Annotated in this window: 14 protein-coding genes and 1 tRNA gene; all 15 read right to left on the reverse strand. The window is 36.7% G+C overall.

What is annotated here, in order from left to right:
- Positions 1-379 precede the first annotated feature (379 nt).
- The 15 genes from AAT17_RS04840 to mraZ all read right to left on the reverse strand — a co-directional run bounded on the left by AAT17_RS04840 (position 380) and on the right by mraZ (position 16,523).
- Positions 380-453: transfer RNA gene (locus AAT17_RS04840), tRNA-Arg, on the reverse strand.
- Between the two features lie 23 nt (positions 454-476).
- Positions 477-923, reverse strand: coding sequence for a GatB/YqeY domain-containing protein (locus tag AAT17_RS04845; RefSeq protein WP_060523132.1), 447 nt, complete (start codon positions 921-923; stop codon positions 477-479).
- Positions 924-1,050: 127 nt separating this feature from the next.
- On the reverse strand, positions 1,051-3,078 hold the full coding sequence (ftsZ, locus tag AAT17_RS04850) for a cell division protein FtsZ (protein ID WP_060523133.1): 2,028 nt from the start codon (positions 3,076-3,078) through the stop codon (positions 1,051-1,053).
- A 31-nt stretch (positions 3,079-3,109) separates the two neighbouring features.
- A complete protein-coding gene (ftsA, locus tag AAT17_RS04855) occupies positions 3,110-4,465 on the reverse strand; it encodes a cell division protein FtsA (protein ID WP_060523134.1) in 1,356 nt (451 codons plus the stop codon).
- A 13-nt stretch (positions 4,466-4,478) separates the two neighbouring features.
- Positions 4,479-5,198, reverse strand: a complete 720-nt coding sequence (locus AAT17_RS04860; RefSeq protein WP_060523135.1) for a cell division protein FtsQ/DivIB — start codon at positions 5,196-5,198, stop codon at positions 4,479-4,481.
- Complete coding sequence (murC, locus tag AAT17_RS04865; RefSeq protein ID WP_060523136.1) at positions 5,186-6,538, reverse strand: UDP-N-acetylmuramate--L-alanine ligase; 1,353 nt, start codon at positions 6,536-6,538, stop codon at positions 5,186-5,188. The genes AAT17_RS04860 and murC overlap by 13 nt, the downstream gene beginning before the upstream one ends.
- Positions 6,531-7,619 carry an undecaprenyldiphospho-muramoylpentapeptide beta-N-acetylglucosaminyltransferase gene (gene murG, locus AAT17_RS04870; RefSeq protein ID WP_060523137.1) on the reverse strand — a complete coding sequence of 363 codons (1,089 nt, stop codon included), beginning with the start codon at positions 7,617-7,619 and terminating at the stop codon, positions 6,531-6,533. Before murG ends, murC begins: the two co-directional genes overlap by 8 nt.
- Entirely contained in the window at positions 7,606-8,808 is a 1,203-nt protein-coding gene (locus tag AAT17_RS04875; protein ID WP_060523138.1) for an FtsW/RodA/SpoVE family cell cycle protein, read from the reverse strand. The genes murG and AAT17_RS04875 overlap by 14 nt, the downstream gene beginning before the upstream one ends.
- Positions 8,809-8,810: 2 nt before the next feature.
- Positions 8,811-10,169, reverse strand: coding sequence for a UDP-N-acetylmuramoyl-L-alanine--D-glutamate ligase (gene murD, locus AAT17_RS04880; RefSeq protein ID WP_060523139.1), 1,359 nt, complete (start codon positions 10,167-10,169; stop codon positions 8,811-8,813).
- On the reverse strand, positions 10,169-11,401 hold the full coding sequence (mraY, locus tag AAT17_RS04885) for a phospho-N-acetylmuramoyl-pentapeptide-transferase (protein WP_042279912.1): 1,233 nt from the start codon (positions 11,399-11,401) through the stop codon (positions 10,169-10,171). Before mraY ends, murD begins: the two co-directional genes overlap by 1 nt.
- 1 nt (position 11,402) lies before the next feature.
- Positions 11,403-12,869, reverse strand: coding sequence for a UDP-N-acetylmuramoyl-L-alanyl-D-glutamate--2,6-diaminopimelate ligase (locus AAT17_RS04890; RefSeq protein ID WP_060523140.1), 1,467 nt, complete (start codon positions 12,867-12,869; stop codon positions 11,403-11,405).
- Positions 12,866-14,845 carry a penicillin-binding protein gene (locus tag AAT17_RS04895; protein WP_060523141.1) on the reverse strand — a complete coding sequence of 660 codons (1,980 nt, stop codon included), beginning with the start codon at positions 14,843-14,845 and terminating at the stop codon, positions 12,866-12,868. Before AAT17_RS04895 ends, AAT17_RS04890 begins: the two co-directional genes overlap by 4 nt.
- Positions 14,829-15,161 carry an FtsL-like putative cell division protein gene (locus tag AAT17_RS04900; protein WP_060523142.1) on the reverse strand — a complete coding sequence of 111 codons (333 nt, stop codon included), beginning with the start codon at positions 15,159-15,161 and terminating at the stop codon, positions 14,829-14,831. Before AAT17_RS04900 ends, AAT17_RS04895 begins: the two co-directional genes overlap by 17 nt.
- A gap of 2 nt (positions 15,162-15,163) precedes the next feature.
- The gene (rsmH, locus tag AAT17_RS04905; RefSeq protein WP_060523143.1) at positions 15,164-16,078 is read right to left on the reverse strand and encodes a 16S rRNA (cytosine(1402)-N(4))-methyltransferase RsmH; all 915 of its coding nucleotides are present in this window, start codon (positions 16,076-16,078) and stop codon (positions 15,164-15,166) included.
- Positions 16,056-16,523 carry a division/cell wall cluster transcriptional repressor MraZ gene (gene mraZ / locus AAT17_RS04910; RefSeq protein WP_060524998.1) on the reverse strand — a complete coding sequence of 156 codons (468 nt, stop codon included), beginning with the start codon at positions 16,521-16,523 and terminating at the stop codon, positions 16,056-16,058. Before mraZ ends, rsmH begins: the two co-directional genes overlap by 23 nt.
- Between the last annotated feature and the right edge of the window lie 132 nt (positions 16,524-16,655).

Genomic DNA, 16,655 nt, shown 5'->3' on the forward strand with positions numbered 1-16,655 from the left:
TGAAGAATTAGTAATAAATAATAATCCTTGTTAGGATCTTGTTATAGTCTTCTTTAGCCTGACCACGGTAGGATTACTAACACCAAAACAATACTATACTGTAAATAAGTCACTTATAATGATTACCGCATTATCTTTTATTTAAACCTTGAATTACTCGAGGTTACTCCATAAAAAACACACCTATTAGAGGCGGTTGTTGGAATATTGTAAGCTTGACAAGAGAAAATCCAAACTTTTAAATCAACACGTAGTACCTATATATACCTTTTGAATAGGATTGCTGCTCATCCTAACAAAACCCTACTTTGAAAATAGAAAAAGATGAAAAGGAATTTTGAGTAATCTCAACTTCTTTTCATCTTTTTCGGTTTATTCGTGACCACGGTAGGATTCAAACCTACGACCGCTGGAGCCGAAATCCAGTGCTCTATTCAGCTGAGCTACGTGGCCATTTTTAAGTCTAGCTAAACACTTTAACTTAGTTTGCTTTTTACGATTGTACTTATCGTACGGCCATCGGCTTTACCGGCTAGTAATTGGTTAGACCTACCCATTACTTTACCCATGTCTTTCATTCCTTGTGCTCCAGTTTCATCAATTACTTGCTGTACAATTTTTGCAATTTCATCTTCACTTAGTTGTTCTGGTAAAAATTGCTCTAGTACTTTGGCTTGCGCTAGTTCTGGTTCTGATAAATCTGTACGATCTTGTTCTTCAAATATCCTAGCACTGTCTTTACGTTGTTTAACGAGTTTTTGAACGATCTTAATTTCTTCTTCTTCAGAAAGAGTATCAGATCCGCCAGAAGTTTTTGCTAGTAACAATTCACTTTTAACGGCTCTTAAGGCTGCAAGGGCTGTTTGATCTTTTGATTTCATGGCATCTTTCATTGCCGTCATTACAGATTTCTCTAAACTCATAACTTTACATTTAGGCATCAAAAATAATAAAATTGATAAGGGAACTACCTTTAATAAATACCAAAAAAAAGCGCTCAATACTTGGGGATGTATCAAACGCTGTAAAAAACACTTTTTAAACTAAATCTTAATCTGGTGCGTCGTGTAAAAACGAATTGTTACTTGATCTAAACTGTAACTCATCATTTTCATCAATATTCAAGGTTGTTCTTGATCGTCCGTCATCAGTTTTTGGAGCTTCTAACTCTACACCTTGACGTTTAAAAGCTGGTTGCTTTTCCAGTTCTTCCAATCTGTGCGAACTCTTAAATTTAAAATTTAAGTGATGCATGGTGCGTTTGCGTTTTTCGGCATTACGCAACAACATTTCATTTATTGGTAATTCAGTAGGATCAATTTCTTCGTCAATTTCCATACTTGACTCTACATCTTCAGCTGGTGCTTGCACTGTTTTAGCAACTATTTCTAGTTCTGGTTCTATCACCGTATTTGTTTCCTCAACTTTTTTAACAGGTTGTGCATTAACTAGCTCATCTTCTTTTTCCATGTAGTCGTCTAGTGAATACTTAGTAACACCCGTTTCATTTACTTCAGTCACTGGAATAACGTGCACTGGATCATTAACCTCTAGGGCATTAATTTCTTCCGTATTTTCCTCGTCCATACCCAATTGTTGAGACAATGGTAAGTCAAAGTCTAGAAAGAATTGATCGCGTTCTTCTTCTTTTGATTCCACTTCTGGTTGTTGTACAACAGGAGTTTCCTCTATAACAAAATCTAATTGTGATTGAGGTTTTACATCTAGTACTTCCTCGTACACCACTTCTATATTCTTAAGAACTTCAGTTGTTGGGATAATAGGATTAGGTTCATCTTCAAACAACTTTGGCATAACTGGCATAGCGTCTTCTGGATCCTCATCGCCTAATTCATGTTTAATGATTAAAGGTTCTTGAGGTTGTGATGGCTGTACTGTTTTTTTTGGTTCCGCTTTCGCGAAAGCGTTATTATCAACTGCCTGTATTTCATCTTCATCATCTTCTTCTAAATCAAGAATCAGTTTTCCTGGCACCACTTTATCAGTAGCTTCATCTAAAACACGTGAAGCGCGCTGCTCTTCCTCTAAAGTGTGAATGATGCGTTTTGCTTCTGTATTAGATATTTCGTTTTGCTGTTCAGCATTAAAGCCAGTTGCGATAACCGTTACTGCGATTGAATCTCCTAATTCTTCGTCCTCACCTACACCCATGATGATGTTTGCGCTTCCACCAGCTTCAGACTGTATGTGCTCGTTAATCTCACTTATTTCATCAAGGGTAATCTCTTCTGATCCAGACACGATAAGTAGCAACACGTGTTTTGCACCAGTAATTTTATTATCATTAAGCAATGGTGAGTCCAATGCTTTAATTATTCCTTCTTGGGCACGATTTGATCCGGTAGCATGAGCACTACCCATTATTGCTGTACCAGAGTTTACTAGAACCGTTTTTGCATCGCGCAAGTCAATGTTCTGGATATAGTGCTTTGTAATTACCTCGGCAATACCTCTTGAAGCAGTAGCAAGTACTTCATCTGCCTTAGAAAAACCGGCTTTAAATCCTAAATTACCATAAACATCTCGTAGCTTGTTATTGTTTATAATAATCAGGGAATCAACTGACTTTCTAAGTTTATCTATTCCTTTTTGGGCTTGTTCGTTTCTTATTCTTCCCTCAAACTGGAAAGGTGTTGTTACGATACCTACAGTAAGAATATCCATTTCCTTTGCTACCTGAGCTATCACAGGTGCTGCACCAGTTCCTGTTCCTCCACCCATTCCTGCTGTAATGAATACCATTTTAGTATTGGTATCTAACAATCTTTGAATTTCTGAAATAGATTCTTGCGCTGCTCTTTCTCCAATTTCTGGATTTGCACCAGCACCCAATCCTTCTGTTAAGGATACTCCTAATTGTATTTTATTAGGGATAGGACTGTTCTCGAGCGCTTGAGCATCTGTATTACAAATGACAAAATCTACACCCTTAATTCCTTGTTGAAACATGTGTTTAATGGCGTTGCTTCCACCGCCGCCTACTCCTATTACCTTAATCACATTTGATTTGTTCTTAGGTAAGTCAAAGGATAAATCGCTTCCTACTTCCATACTCATTTATGCTACTTTAAATTTTGTTCTTTCTCTTTTATTCTGCGTTATCTATAAACTCTTTTACTGATTTTACCCAGTTTGAAAAGAAGTTGTTAGATGGTTTTTTCTGTGATTTTTCTTTAGGTTGTGGCACTTCTTCTTCCTCAACCTCTGTAATAGATTCAGGTTGTACCTGTTGTACTATTGGTGCTACTTCTTCTATTATCTCTTCCTCTTCTTCAATAACCTCAAGCTCTTGAAGGCCTTTCATTACCAGACCAACAGCTGTGGCAAAAATCGGACTTGTGTTTTCCTTATCGCTATCACCTGCCAGATGTTCATTAGGGTAGCCTATACGAGTAGGCATTCCTGTAACATACTCGGTAAGTTGTTTTATATGCTTTAATTGACTACCACCACCTGTAAGTACTATTCCTGCGATAAGTTGTTTTTTAGGTTGGTCAAAACCGTAGTTTTTGATTTCCATAAAAACGGATTCTAATATCTCTACCACTCGCGAGTGAATTATTTTACTTAGGTTTTTAAGCGTAATCTCTTTGGGTTCTCTACCTCTTAATCCAGGAATAGAAACAATCTCATTGTCTTTATTTTCTCCTGGCCAGGCGCTACCAAATTTTGTTTTAAGTAATTCTGCCTGCTTTTCTATAATCGAGCAACCAGCTTTTATGTCTTCAGTAATGATATTTCCTCCTTGTGGTATTACTGCTGTATGACGAATGATTCCATCTTTAAAGATGGCCAAATCAGTAGTTCCACCACCTATATCAATTAAAGCTACTCCAGCTTCCTTTTCATCACTTCCCAGAACAGCATCAGCACTAGCGAGTGGTTCTAGAGTGAGATTTTTAAGTTCCAGTCCGGCGCTTTTTATACATCTACCAATATTTCTTATTGAGGCTATTTGCCCTACTACTACATGAAAATTAGCTTCTAATCTACCACCGTACATACCACATGGTTCTTGTACATCGCTTTGACCATCTATTTTATATTCCTGTGGTAGAACATGTATAATTTCTTCTCCAGGCAGCATCACCAGTTTGTGTACTTGATTGCAAAGGTTTGCAATATCAGTTTCATTTATTACAGATTCACTATCCTGTCGAGTTATATAATCGCTGTGCTGTAAACTGCGTATATGTTGACCTGCTATTCCTACTGTTACATTTTCAATTTTAATACCGCTTACCGTTTCAGCTTGTTGAACTGCTTGCTGTATAGATGTAATTGTTTGAGTAATGTTGTTTACAACACCACGATGTACACCTAAACTTTTTGATTTTCCTACACCTAGAATCTCGAGCTTACCATATTCATTTTTACGACCAATCATTGCCACAATTTTTGTGGTACCGATGTCTAGTCCTACTGCATATTCTTGTGCTTCCATTTCTTCCCCTTTTTTATTTTATAACAACCACCTGATTATTAAATCTTAGGTCAACAGTATCTATACTTTCTAGCGTTTTATCTTTTTCAGCCTTGGCTATAAAGGCTTTATAATTAATGAACTTATGCTCTAGTTTATCAATTTTACCCAGGTTTATTTTATGATTCATTGCCCTAGGTTTCAACTTTACATTTCCTTTATCTAGTTCAATTGCTGCAATAACCTTTTGTAACCACTTATCTTTTCTTATAAAGGAAACTAATTCAAAAACATCGTTTTGAAACTCACTTTCATATCCAAAAATTACAGGCACACGTACTGCATATTCATCAGACAATGGCATCCATTTATTATCCTCGTCTAGATATCCAGACTTCTTTCCAATGATGCGCGCTATAGGCACTCGTTGTTCAATTACTGCGTTTATTTCACCATCAATTGACATGGAAACCTCAGCCTTTCTAATCATTGAGTTTTTATCAAGACGCTTTTCACTCTCTTGTAAAGCTAGTTTTTCTATCGTGAGATAATCTATACTGTCCTGATTTTGTATCAACAATTTATTAACGTTTTCTTCAGAAATTAAAGGACTGCTATAATCTGTAAATGTGATGGTTACATCCTTTATCTCCCTATTTTTATGCCTAACAGCCCCAAAAGCGTATAAACTGAAAACCAGCACAATAGCCACAATCAATAAGATCGCATTTATGTAAGGTTTTATTTTACCCATTTTGCTGCTATTTTTTTGATTTCAACTCCTATATCTCCTGCTCCTAGCATACAGATTATTCGTTTATTACTTCTATGTAACTCGTTCTCTAACTGATCCTTTGTTACCATACTTGTTATCCCTGAGGTTATATTCTCAATCCTATTTTGAAGAGATTGAGATGTTATACCAGGTAAAGGAAGTTCTCGTGCCGGATAAATATCCAACAAGTAAACTTGATCAAACTGTGCCAAACTGTGCGCAAAATCATCCATAAAGTCTTTGGTACGAGAATACAAATGCGGTTGAAAAACTACTAGTTTTTCCTCATCCGGATATAATTCACTTACCGCTTGAAAAACAGCATTTATCTCTGTAGGATGATGAGCATAATCATCTATCAACACGAGCTCATCACTATTCAATCTGTATGTAAAGCGCCTGTCAACTCCAGGGAAAGTGCCAAGCGCTTTTATTAATTTTTCTGGTTGCACTCCATACTCTACCGCCATTGACATAGCAAGAGCAGCATTTGATAGGTTGTGCTTACCAGGTAAATTCCATTTTATATTCTTGAAAAGTTGATTAGGTGTTTTGAAATCAAAATAATAAGATTCATCTTGAATTCTATAATTCAAGATTTGATAATCTCCATTGTTGAATCCCACTTTTTTACCTGGTAACGAAACCACTTCAGTAGTCAATAAATTTCCTTGTGGAACTAATGCCGCAAAGTCTTCAAAGGTTTTTTCAAACTCCTCAACATCTCCATATATGTCAAGATGATCTGCATCCATAGCTGTAACACCAGCAATTTCAGGCTGTAAGTTCATAAAGCTTCGGTCAAATTCATCAGCCTCTACGACCATAACCTCATTTCCTGTATGGATATAATTAGTATTATACTTTTCAATTATGCCACCACAAAAAGCAGTCATAGGAACTTTACTCTCATAAAGCAGGTGTGTAAGAATTGCGCTTGTTGTAGTTTTTCCATGAGTCCCTGCTACTGCTAGACATGTCATGGTTTTTGATATTTGCCCTAGTAGTTGTGCTCGTTTAAGTATGGTTATTCCGCTTTCGCGAAAGCGAACTAATTCTCCAAAATCTACTGGTATCGCAGGTGTATAAATCACTTGCGCATTATTAACATCCTTATACTGTGCTGGGATGCTATCATAGTCATCTTGATAATGGATGTTAATCCCTTCACTGACTAATTGCTCTGTAAGCGCTGATGGTGTTTTATCGTAACCAGCAACATTTTTACCTGCTTGTTTAAGGTAGCGCGCTAGTGCACTCATCCCTATACCACCAATACCGATGAAATAACAATGTGATATGTGATCTAGATTACTCATTCAACAACTGTTCGATTTCATTTACAATATGACTAGTAGCTTGAGGCAAGGCTAGCTTCTTAATATTTTTACTTAATGTTTCTTGTTTTTGAGAATCCTGGATAAGCCCTTTCCAAAGGGTCATGAAATTTTGCTCCAGATCAGATTCTTTAATCATCACAGCAGCATTTTCTTGAACAATGGCTTGTGCATTTTTCGTTTGATGATCCTCAGCAACGTGCGGAGAAGGAATAAAAATGACCGGTTTACCTACTATACAAAGTTCTGATATGGTGCCTGCTCCAGATCGTGAAATAATAAAATCTGCCGCAGCATATGCAAGATCCATTCTTTCCAAGAATGCTTTTACTTGCAGTTGTTTTTGCTCTTTAGCCTTGTAGGTTTCATAATAAAACTTACCGCATTGCCAGATGATTTGGACATCCTTGAGCAATTGTACGCTGTTTTCATCTATAAGTTGATTTATACGCCTAGCACCAAGACTACCGCCTAAAACTAATAAGGTTTTTTTGTTTTCATCTAAACCAAAAAACTCTATAGCTTGTTGTTTTTTACTGGTAATATCCAATAAATCTTGTCTAACTGGGTTGCCAGTCATAACCATTTTATCTTTGGGAAAAAAACGTTCTAGACCTTTACTCGCTACACAAATGCGTTTGACTTTTTTTGATAGTAGTTTATTGGTTATTCCTGGAAAAGAATTTTGTTCTTGAATTAGAGTAGGAATCCCTTTTTGATTTGCCTTAAACAACAAGGGACCGCTGGCATAACCACCAGTACCTATTGCGATATCTGGTTTAAAATTATTTATGATGCGACCAGCATCTATTAAGCTTTTTACAACCTTAAAAGGGAATGCAATGTTTTTAAGGCTTAGACTGCGCTGCAATCCACTTATCCACAATCCTTTTATAGGAAACCCGGCTGCTGGAACTTTTTCCATCTCCATGCGATCACGTGCTCCTACGAAAAGTATTTCACAATCTGGCCATCTTCTCTTGCATTCATTTGCAATAGATATAGCTGGATAAATATGACCACCGGTACCACCGCCTGATATGATAATTCTATATGGTTTCACTTAATACATCTAAAGGGTTCATATCTTCCTCTTTGGTTTCTTCAAGAGGTTCTTTTACGTCTTTACTTGCACTCACACTTAATACTATTCCCATAGCTAGGCAACTCATTAATATTGACGTTCCACCACTACTTATAAAGGGAAGAGTTTGACCTGTTACAGGCATTAAATTAACGGCAACAGCCATATTAATACAGGCTTGAAAAATTATTGGAAAGCCAACACCTATCACCACTAATCGACCAAATATATCCTTTGCCTTTTTAGTGATTACAACCAGCCTAAATAGAATTAACAAATACATAATCACAATACCAAAAGCACCAATAAAACCGAATTCCTCAATAATAATTGCATAGATAAAATCACTACTTGATTGAGGTAAAAAAGGTCTCAACATACTTTTCCCTGGGCCAACACCTGGTATGCCACCTTCAGAAATGGCTGCAAGTGCACGTTCTGTTTGGTAATTAGTATCAGCCGTTCCAGAACCACTAAAATTCTCGATACGCGAGATCCAAGTGTCTACACGGTTTGGAAAAAGATCTGGAAAAGCTTTGGCGGTTAGAATAAAAAGAGAAAGCGCCACAATTCCCACACCTATAATACCAAGTAAGTATTTCCAGGGATATCCTCCAATGAAACATAGTGCCAGCACCATAATAAATATAAGTGCGGTAGTAGAGAAATTAGATGGTAACACAAACAGTAAAGTGAGTCCAACTGGCAACCACAATGGCAGTAAACTTTGTTTAAACGTAATAGTCTTGTGAGCTATGTTTGAAAGGTACTTTGCAACATAAACCATAAGAATAACAAATACCAAGGTGCTAGTTTGCAACTGCATTCCAATACCTGGAATTGTAATCCATCTAGAAGCATTTGCACCACCCATAGTTGTTCCTTGTAATGCAGTTATTACTAATAAAACTATAGCAGGATATATAAGTAATACACTTAATCCATTAAACAATCTGTATGGAGTTTTATGAACTGCCCACATGGCTATTAATCCCATTATAATATGTCCAAGATGACGTATAAGGAAACGACTGGTATCACCAGTTCCCTTTCCTAGATAGGCCAAATTGGCACTAGCGCTATAGACCGGAATAATTGAAAACACCAGTAATGCCACTATGAGCGACCAAAGAAACAGATCTCCTGATATGTATCTACTTAATTTCAATTTTATAAGTTTCTAACTGCTGCTTTAAATTGTCTACCTCTGTCCTCGTAGTTTTCAAATAAATCAAAGCTGGCACAAGCTGGACTCAACAATACATTGTCACCTGCTTTGGCCAATCTATAAGCTACTCGAACAGCATCTTCCATGGATGATGTTTCAACTACTGTATCAACGCATTTTGCAAAATTTTCTATGATTTTGCCATTGTCAATTCCTAAGCAAACAATCGCCTTTACTTTACGATTTACTAACTCATACAAATCGCTGTAATTATTTCCTTTATCAACTCCACCTACAATCCAAACTGTAGGATGCTCCATACTGTCTAATGCAAAATAAGTTGCATTTACATTGGTGGCTTTACTATCATTGATATATTGAACTTTATTGATTTTAAGAACATTTTCTAATCGATGCTCTACACCTTTAAAAGACTGTAGGCTTTGACGTATAGTCTCCTTTCTTATTTTCAAAAGTGTTGCCGCGGTGGCAGCTGCCATAGTATTGGCAGTGTTGTGTTTTCCTTTTAATGCTAGTTCCTGTATAGGCATGGTGAAAAGGGTGTTGTTAAGGGTTATAATTATTTGATTATCTTTTATAAAAGCTCCATGCTTCAGTTCCTGAGTCATAGAGAACGGCACTAACTGTGCTTTTATATCTTTATTTTTTAAAGCCTCGGTAATTGCTTGGTCATCGGCGTTGTAGATGAAGTAATCGCTAGCTTTTTGTGATTGAGCAATTCTCATCTTACTATCTATATAGTTTTCAAACTGGTAATCGTAACGATCTAAATGATCAGGTGTAATATTGAGTAGTATGGCGATGTGTGGTGCAAACTCATAACAACCATCTAATTGGAAACTACTTACCTCTAACAAGCGATAATTAGCTGGTTTTTGAGCAACTTGCAAGGCATAGCTCTCACCGATATTACCACCGGTTGTTGCATTTACCCGTGCAGTTTCTAGCAAATAGCTCATTAAGGAAGTTGTCGTAGTTTTTCCATTACTACCTGTAATAGCAATTACAGGAACTTCTCGTTCTTCTCTAAAAGCAAATTCAATTTCAGAAATGATTTCTATACCTGCTTGTTTTAATTGTTTAATCAAGTCAATGTGATCAGGTATTCCTGGACTTTTAATTATCACATCTGCCTCGATTAATTTTTCTAGTGTATGAGCACCTGATTCATAAGATATGCCGTGTTCATTTAACGCTTTCGCGAAAGCGTCATTCACAACAGCTCTATCGCTTAAAAACACATCATAGCCACGACTAGCAGCAAGAATAGCAGCTCCTAAACCACTGATTCCACCACCAAGCACTACGACTTTCTTTGATATATTAGTTTCACTATTCATTAACGAACCTTAAGTGTTACAATACTGATGATGGCTAGTAAAATTCCTACTACCCAAAACCTAACTACTATTTTACTCTCATGAATTCCTCTTTTTTGATAATGATGATGCAATGGTGACATAAGAAATATTCTACGTCCTTCTCCATATTTTTTCTTAGTGTATTTGAACCAACTTACCTGCATCATTACAGATAAATTTTCCATAAGAAAAACACCACATAGAATTGGAATGAGCAATTCTTTACGGGTTGCAATAGCCAGAACAGCTATGATTCCACCTATAGTTAAGCTACCTGTATCACCCATAAAAACTTGGGCCGGATAGGTGTTGTACCATAAAAATCCTACAAGCGCACCTGCAAAAGCAGTTATAAATACCACCATCTCACCAGAGTTGGGTATATACATGACATTTAAGTAATCTGAAAATATAATGTTCCCAGATATCCACGCAAATAAAGCTAGGGTAATCACGGCGATAGCACTTGTACCTGCGGCTAATCCATCAATACCGTCAGTAAGGTTTGCACCATTGGACACAGCGGTCACAATTACAACGACTATCGGGATAAAAATGAGCCATGCCCATGAGGCTAGGTCATCATCAATCCACGTGATCAATTCACTATAATCTAGTTCATTGTTTTTAGTAAAAGGTATCGTTGTTTTAGTGGATTTTTTTGCTGCTTCAAATTGAATAGGGATATTACCTTCCACTCTTTGTTGGGTATACTTTTCAGTCTTTAGTTCTTCTTTTATCGTTATCCCAGGATGAAAATACATGATGGCACCTACAATAATTCCTAACCCTACTTGACCGACTACTTTAAATTTACCTTTTAAACCACCTTTGTCTTTCTTGAAGACCTTGATATAATCATCTGCAAATCCAATCATTCCCATCCAAAGCGTGGTAATGATTAAAAGAACTACATAAATATTATCAAGTTGGCATAATAACAGGACCGGGATCAGAGTCGCTAATATTATGATTATTCCACCCATGGTAGGTGTACCTGCCTTTTGCGCTTGACCTTGTAGGCCTAGATCGCGAACTGTTTCACCTACTTGTTGATTACGTAGATAGTTGATTATACGCTTTCCATATATAGTTGAGAATCCTAGAGACATCATGAATGCTATCGCTGCCCTAAATGTGATAAACTCAAACAGCGATGCTCCAGGCAATTGAAATTGTTCTTCCAGGTATTTGAATAAATAGTAAAGCATATTATTTATTGAGTTTATTTAATAATGATGCAATAATTTCTCTATCATCAAAATCATTACGTACTCCGTTAATTTCTTGATATGTTTCATGACCTTTACCTGCAATCAAAATAATGTCATTAGGTTGAGCCATGACCGCAGCTGTTTTAATGGCCTGTTTACGATCTACAACTGTTACGGTTTTTTTAAAATCTTGAGGTTCAACACCAGCTTCAATATCATCTAGAATAGCTTGTGGATCTTCTGTTCTAGGATTGTCACTAGTAAAAATCACTTTATCACTCAATGATGCTGCAATCATTCCCATTTTAGGTCTCTTAGTAGCGTCTCTATCTCCACCGCATCCAACTACTGTAATAAGCGTTTCATTTTTAGTACGGATCGCATTAATGGTTTCAATTACATTTTTAAGTGCATCTGGGGTGTGTGCGTAATCTACAATCGCAGTGATTTTATCTTCAGCCGTTGTGAAATACTGAAATCTTCCAGAAACACCTTCTAATTGTGAAATTTTTTCCAGAACCTCAATAGGTTCTAGACCTAGCTCAACAGCACAACCATATATTGCTGCAATATTATAGGCATTAAATTGACCTATCATTTTACACCAAACTTCTTGTTCGTTAATTTTAAGCAACAAGCCACCAAATTGATTTTCTATAATATGCGCTCGGTAGTCTGTAAAAGATTTTAAAGCGTATCCTCTTTTTACAGCCTTAGTATTTTGAAGCATTACATCACCATTCTTGTCATCTTTATTGGTAAGAGCAAATGCAGATGCTGGCAATTCATCAAAGAATCTTTTTTTAACATCTCGGTATTCAGCAAATGTTTTATGATAATCTAAATGATCATGTGATAGATTTGTGAAAATGCCACCTGCAAAATGCAATCCGGTAGCGCGCTCTTGATGTATCCCGTGACTACTCACCTCCATGAAACAATAATCTACTCCTGCATCTCTCATTTCTGCTAAATAATGATTGATAGTCAAAGGATCAGGAGTTGTATGAGTGGCCTTATATTCTGTGGTATCTACGAGTATATGTACAGTTGATATCAAGCCAGACTTAAAACCGCAAGATTTAAACAAGCGATATAATAAACTAGTACATGTTGTCTTACCATTAGTTCCCGTAATACCTACAAGTTTGAGATCTTTTGAAGGATTACCGTAAAAGTTTGCTGCCATAAAAGCCAACGCTTTTTTGGTACTAGGCACTTGAATGTAAGTAACATTTTCTATTTGATCTTCTGGTAGTTTTTCAACTACCACAGCGGTAGCACCTAGTTCAATGGCATTTTTAATAAATTTATGTCCATCAATTGCGACACCTGTAATAGCCACAAATACAGAATTCAATTCCACTTTCCTAGAATCGAAAACAATAGACTGCACTTTTTTATCGGTAGAACCAACGACAGATTCAATATTTACTTTGTATAATATTTCTTTAAGTAACATCATAACGTTAGTACTACTTTTTCTCCATTTTTAATAATTTGTCCTGGCGCCTTACTTTGATTAGATACAATTCCAGCTTCTCCCTTCACTTCAACATAGGCTCCCAAGTTTTCCAAAATCACTACAGCATCCATCACTTCCATACCTTTGAGGTTAGGCACCTTTTTTTGAATAGATTGTAACTTGGAATAAAACAACTCATCAGACTTTTCTACTTCTTCTGATGCAATTTGTGGTAATTGAATCTCGTCTTTAATAGGACTGTTTGCGTAAATTTTATGAGCGATTTTTTTAAAAACCGGTCCAGCAACTATATTTCCATAATAACCTTTCTTAACGTTGGGTTTATGAATCACTACTATGCAGCTATATTTAGGCTCGTCAGCCGGAAAATATCCAGCAAACGATGCAATATAATTACCTGGCTTTATCCAATATTCTGCTTGACAGGTTCCTGTTTTACCTGCCATGGAAAAATTAGGTGAATACAGGTTATCTGCAGTTCCACGCCTAACTACATTTTCCATCATCACCTTTACCTTATCAATGGTTTCTTGTGAACAAATCGACGGGTTAATTATCTCCTTATCAAATTTTTCAACAAGTCGATCTTTAGAACGAACTTCTCTAATCAATCTAGGCTTAACCATTACTCCATCATTTGCAACAGCATTGTAAAAAGTTAATGTTTGCAATGGAGTCAATTCTACACCATATCCGAATCCCATCCATGGTAAAGAAAGACCGTTCCATCCTTGATCATCTGGATGAGGAATTAATGGCGACCCTTCACCTACTATAGGTAAACCAATCTTATTACCTAAATTCATTTCATAAAGTCTATCTACATAATCACTAGGATTAGATTTATAGTTATCGTAAATCATTTGAACTAGCGCTGTATTGGAAGAAACCTCAAATGCTTTAGCTACATTTATTTTTCCATAACCACCATACTTAGAATCTCTTACATTTCTACCATAGTAAGAAATCTTACCACCTTTAGTGTCAAAAACGGTACTTGTATCAACCACTTTATCTTCCAGAGCGGCTATAACACTCATTAATTTAAATGTAGAACCAGGCTCATGCGCTTCCCAAACGGCATAATTTCTTTTCTCATAATATTTACCGCTTTTTGCCCTTCCTAAATTTGTGAGCGCTTTAATTTCACCAGTTGCAACTTCCATTACTACTGCAGTACCATGATCTGCTTCATAGTATTCTAATTGCTCAAGTAAAGCGTGATGTGCAACATCCTGCATATTGACATCAATAGTAGTATAGACATCGTATCCATCAACTGGCTCTACCTCGTTAGCTCCATTTACGGGTTTCCATTGACTTTTTGCAATTTTTTGCTTTAATCTTACACCATCACTACCTCTTAAATAAGGAGCAAAAGCACCTTCCAATCCTACAGGAGCTCGACCTGGTTTATCATAACCCACAATACGTTCAGCCATTTTACCTAGAGGATGATCACGCACTACGCGCTGCTCAACAATCACCCCACCTTTATACGGCCCTTTTTCAAATAAAGGAAAATTGATTACTTCTTTATAATCTCCGTAGTCTAGATTCTTAGCTATAAGAATGTATCTATTTTTATTTGCCCTAGCTTTTCTAAGCTTGTTAAGAAAATAACTTTTTGGCTTATTTAGCTTTCGCGAAAGCGAATCACTCAACTTACCGACGTTCTCATTAAAATCTTTTTCACTAGGAGTAACAGCATCAAATCTTATATCAAACTTACTGATAGAAGTTGCTAGTAATTGTCCATTTGAATCATACAGATTACCTCTATTTGCTGGTATCGTATCATTTTTAAAGATGCGCTTCTCAGTAAGCGCACGGTATTTTTTCCCTTCAGCTACTTGAACGTGAAGAATTTTAGCCAGAATCCCTATTCCTACCAGCAATAAAATACCAGCAGCGATATAAGCTCTATTAAGAATACCCTTATCCGTTGTTGCCATCTACTGGTAGTTTTATTTTAATTTTTTGTGGCGGCTCTTGAGCAGGAGCAATACCCGATTCTTTCAACCTTTTTGCCACTTCGCTTTCCATTTGCATGAACATGAGTTTATTCTCTAAATCATAAAACTCACTGCGCAATTCATTCACCTCGTCATTTAACTTACTTAATCGATGCACTTTTTTCTCAAAGGAATGACCCGTGTATATCATAACTAAAGCCAGTAATGCCATAAACAATATGAAGCGCCAATTTTTTGCCGCTCCTTCTTGTGTAAGAAAATCACCTTTTAATATTTTATGAAATCTAGACGCCATAACTACACGTTTGCGATTTTTTCTGCAATACGCAATTTTGCACTACGTGCACGATTATTCTCTTCTATTTGAGCAGCAGTAGGCACTATTAGTTTTCCAACTTTTTTAAATGGTACCTCAGCACGACCAAAAACATCTTTTTCCGGCTCTCCTTCAAACAAGCCATTACGCATAAATCTTTTAACCGGTCTATCTTCTAATGAATGGTAAGAGATCACACTTAATCGTCCTCCAATTTTCAACACCTCTTTTGCCTGGATCAAAAAATCATACAACACTTCCATCTCACGATTAACCTCTATCCTAATAGCCTGAAAAACCTGAGCCAGCAACTTGTTTTCCATGCGTGCCGGCACTAGCGGCTTACAAATACGTTTTAAATCTCCTACTGTTTCTATAGGTTGCAGGGCACGCTCTTGCACTATTCGACGTACTAATTTTGGAGCTATTCGCAATTCACCGTACTCTTTAAAAATGCGTAACAAATCAGACTCATCATATTGATTTACTACATGAACAGCATCCACTTCACTCTCCTGATTCATTCGCATATCCAAACGAGCGTCAAATCGAATAGAAAAACCACGATCAGCCTCGTCGAACTGGTGAGAACTAACTCCTAAATCTGCCAAAACACCATCTACCTGCGACACACCATGAAGCTTTAAAAAACGCTTCATAAAACTAAAGTTGGACTGAATCAAAGTAAATCTAGGGTCATCTATTTCATTTTGAATAGCATCGGGATCCTGATCAAATGCATACAAGCGCCCGTCATCACCCAATCGCTTCAAGATCTCGCGTGAGTGACCACCACCACCAAACGTGACATCAACATAAACACCATCTGGTTTAATATTGAGTCCATCTATTGATTCTTCTAATAGAACTGATTTATGATATTGATTCTCCTGCATCACTTCCCATTACTTCTTCTGCGAGATCCGCAAAATCATCAGTAGCATCATCTATTGCTTCCTCATACTTTTGCTTATCCCATATTTCTATAATATTAATCGCACTAGACACGGTTACATCTTTTGTAATCCCAGCTACTGAAATCAAATCACGCGGTATTAACAAACGACCGTTAGAATCAACCTCAACCGTTTTAACTCCTGCCGTAAAACGACGTATAAAGTCATTGTTTTTTTTATTAAAACGATTAAGCTTATTCATGCGACCCATCAATTCATTCCATTCTTTCATAGGATAAAGCTCTAAACAAGGTTGAAAAACAGCTCGCTTTATCACAAAGCCTTCTTGCATGATAGGCGCAAGCTGCTTTTTGATAGCTGCTGGCATCATGAAACGACCTTTAGAGTCGGCTTTACAATCGTATGTTCCTATAAAATTTATCAATGGTTCATCCTCATTTTGAGGTAATCTAATCAAATATATAAATCTTTTTACCACTTTTTACCACTTTTTACCACATTGTTGATAACTAAGCTCTTTTTTGAATAACTTGAGGACTTATGAACAATTTCAAAT

The organism is Nonlabens sp. MIC269, assembly GCF_001430865.1.
GTDB classification, from domain to species: Bacteria; Bacteroidota; Bacteroidia; order Flavobacteriales; family Flavobacteriaceae; genus Nonlabens; species Nonlabens tegetincola.

Coding starts and splice junctions, on each gene's coding strand:
- ftsZ (WP_060523133.1), bottom strand. CDS start 3,078: ATGAGTATGGAAGTAGGAAGCGATTTATCCTTTGACTTACCTAAGAAC.
- AAT17_RS04845 (WP_060523132.1), bottom strand. CDS start 923: ATGAGTTTAGAGAAATCTGTAATGACGGCAATGAAAGATGCCATGAAA.
- rsmH (WP_060523143.1), bottom strand. CDS start 16,078: ATGCAGGAGAATCAATATCATAAATCAGTTCTATTAGAAGAATCAATA.
- murD (WP_060523139.1), bottom strand. CDS start 10,169: ATGAATAGTGAAACTAATATATCAAAGAAAGTCGTAGTGCTTGGTGGT.
- murC (WP_060523136.1), bottom strand. CDS start 6,538: ATGAGTAATCTAGATCACATATCACATTGTTATTTCATCGGTATTGGT.
- ftsA (WP_060523134.1), bottom strand. CDS start 4,465: ATGGAAGCACAAGAATATGCAGTAGGACTAGACATCGGTACCACAAAA.
- AAT17_RS04890 (WP_060523140.1), bottom strand. CDS start 12,869: ATGATGTTACTTAAAGAAATATTATACAAAGTAAATATTGAATCTGTC.
- AAT17_RS04895 (WP_060523141.1), bottom strand. CDS start 14,845: ATGGCAACAACGGATAAGGGTATTCTTAATAGAGCTTATATCGCTGCT.
- mraY (WP_042279912.1), bottom strand. CDS start 11,401: ATGCTTTACTATTTATTCAAATACCTGGAAGAACAATTTCAATTGCCT.
- AAT17_RS04900 (WP_060523142.1), bottom strand. CDS start 15,161: ATGGCGTCTAGATTTCATAAAATATTAAAAGGTGATTTTCTTACACAA.
- AAT17_RS04860 (WP_060523135.1), bottom strand. CDS start 5,198: ATGGGTAAAATAAAACCTTACATAAATGCGATCTTATTGATTGTGGCT.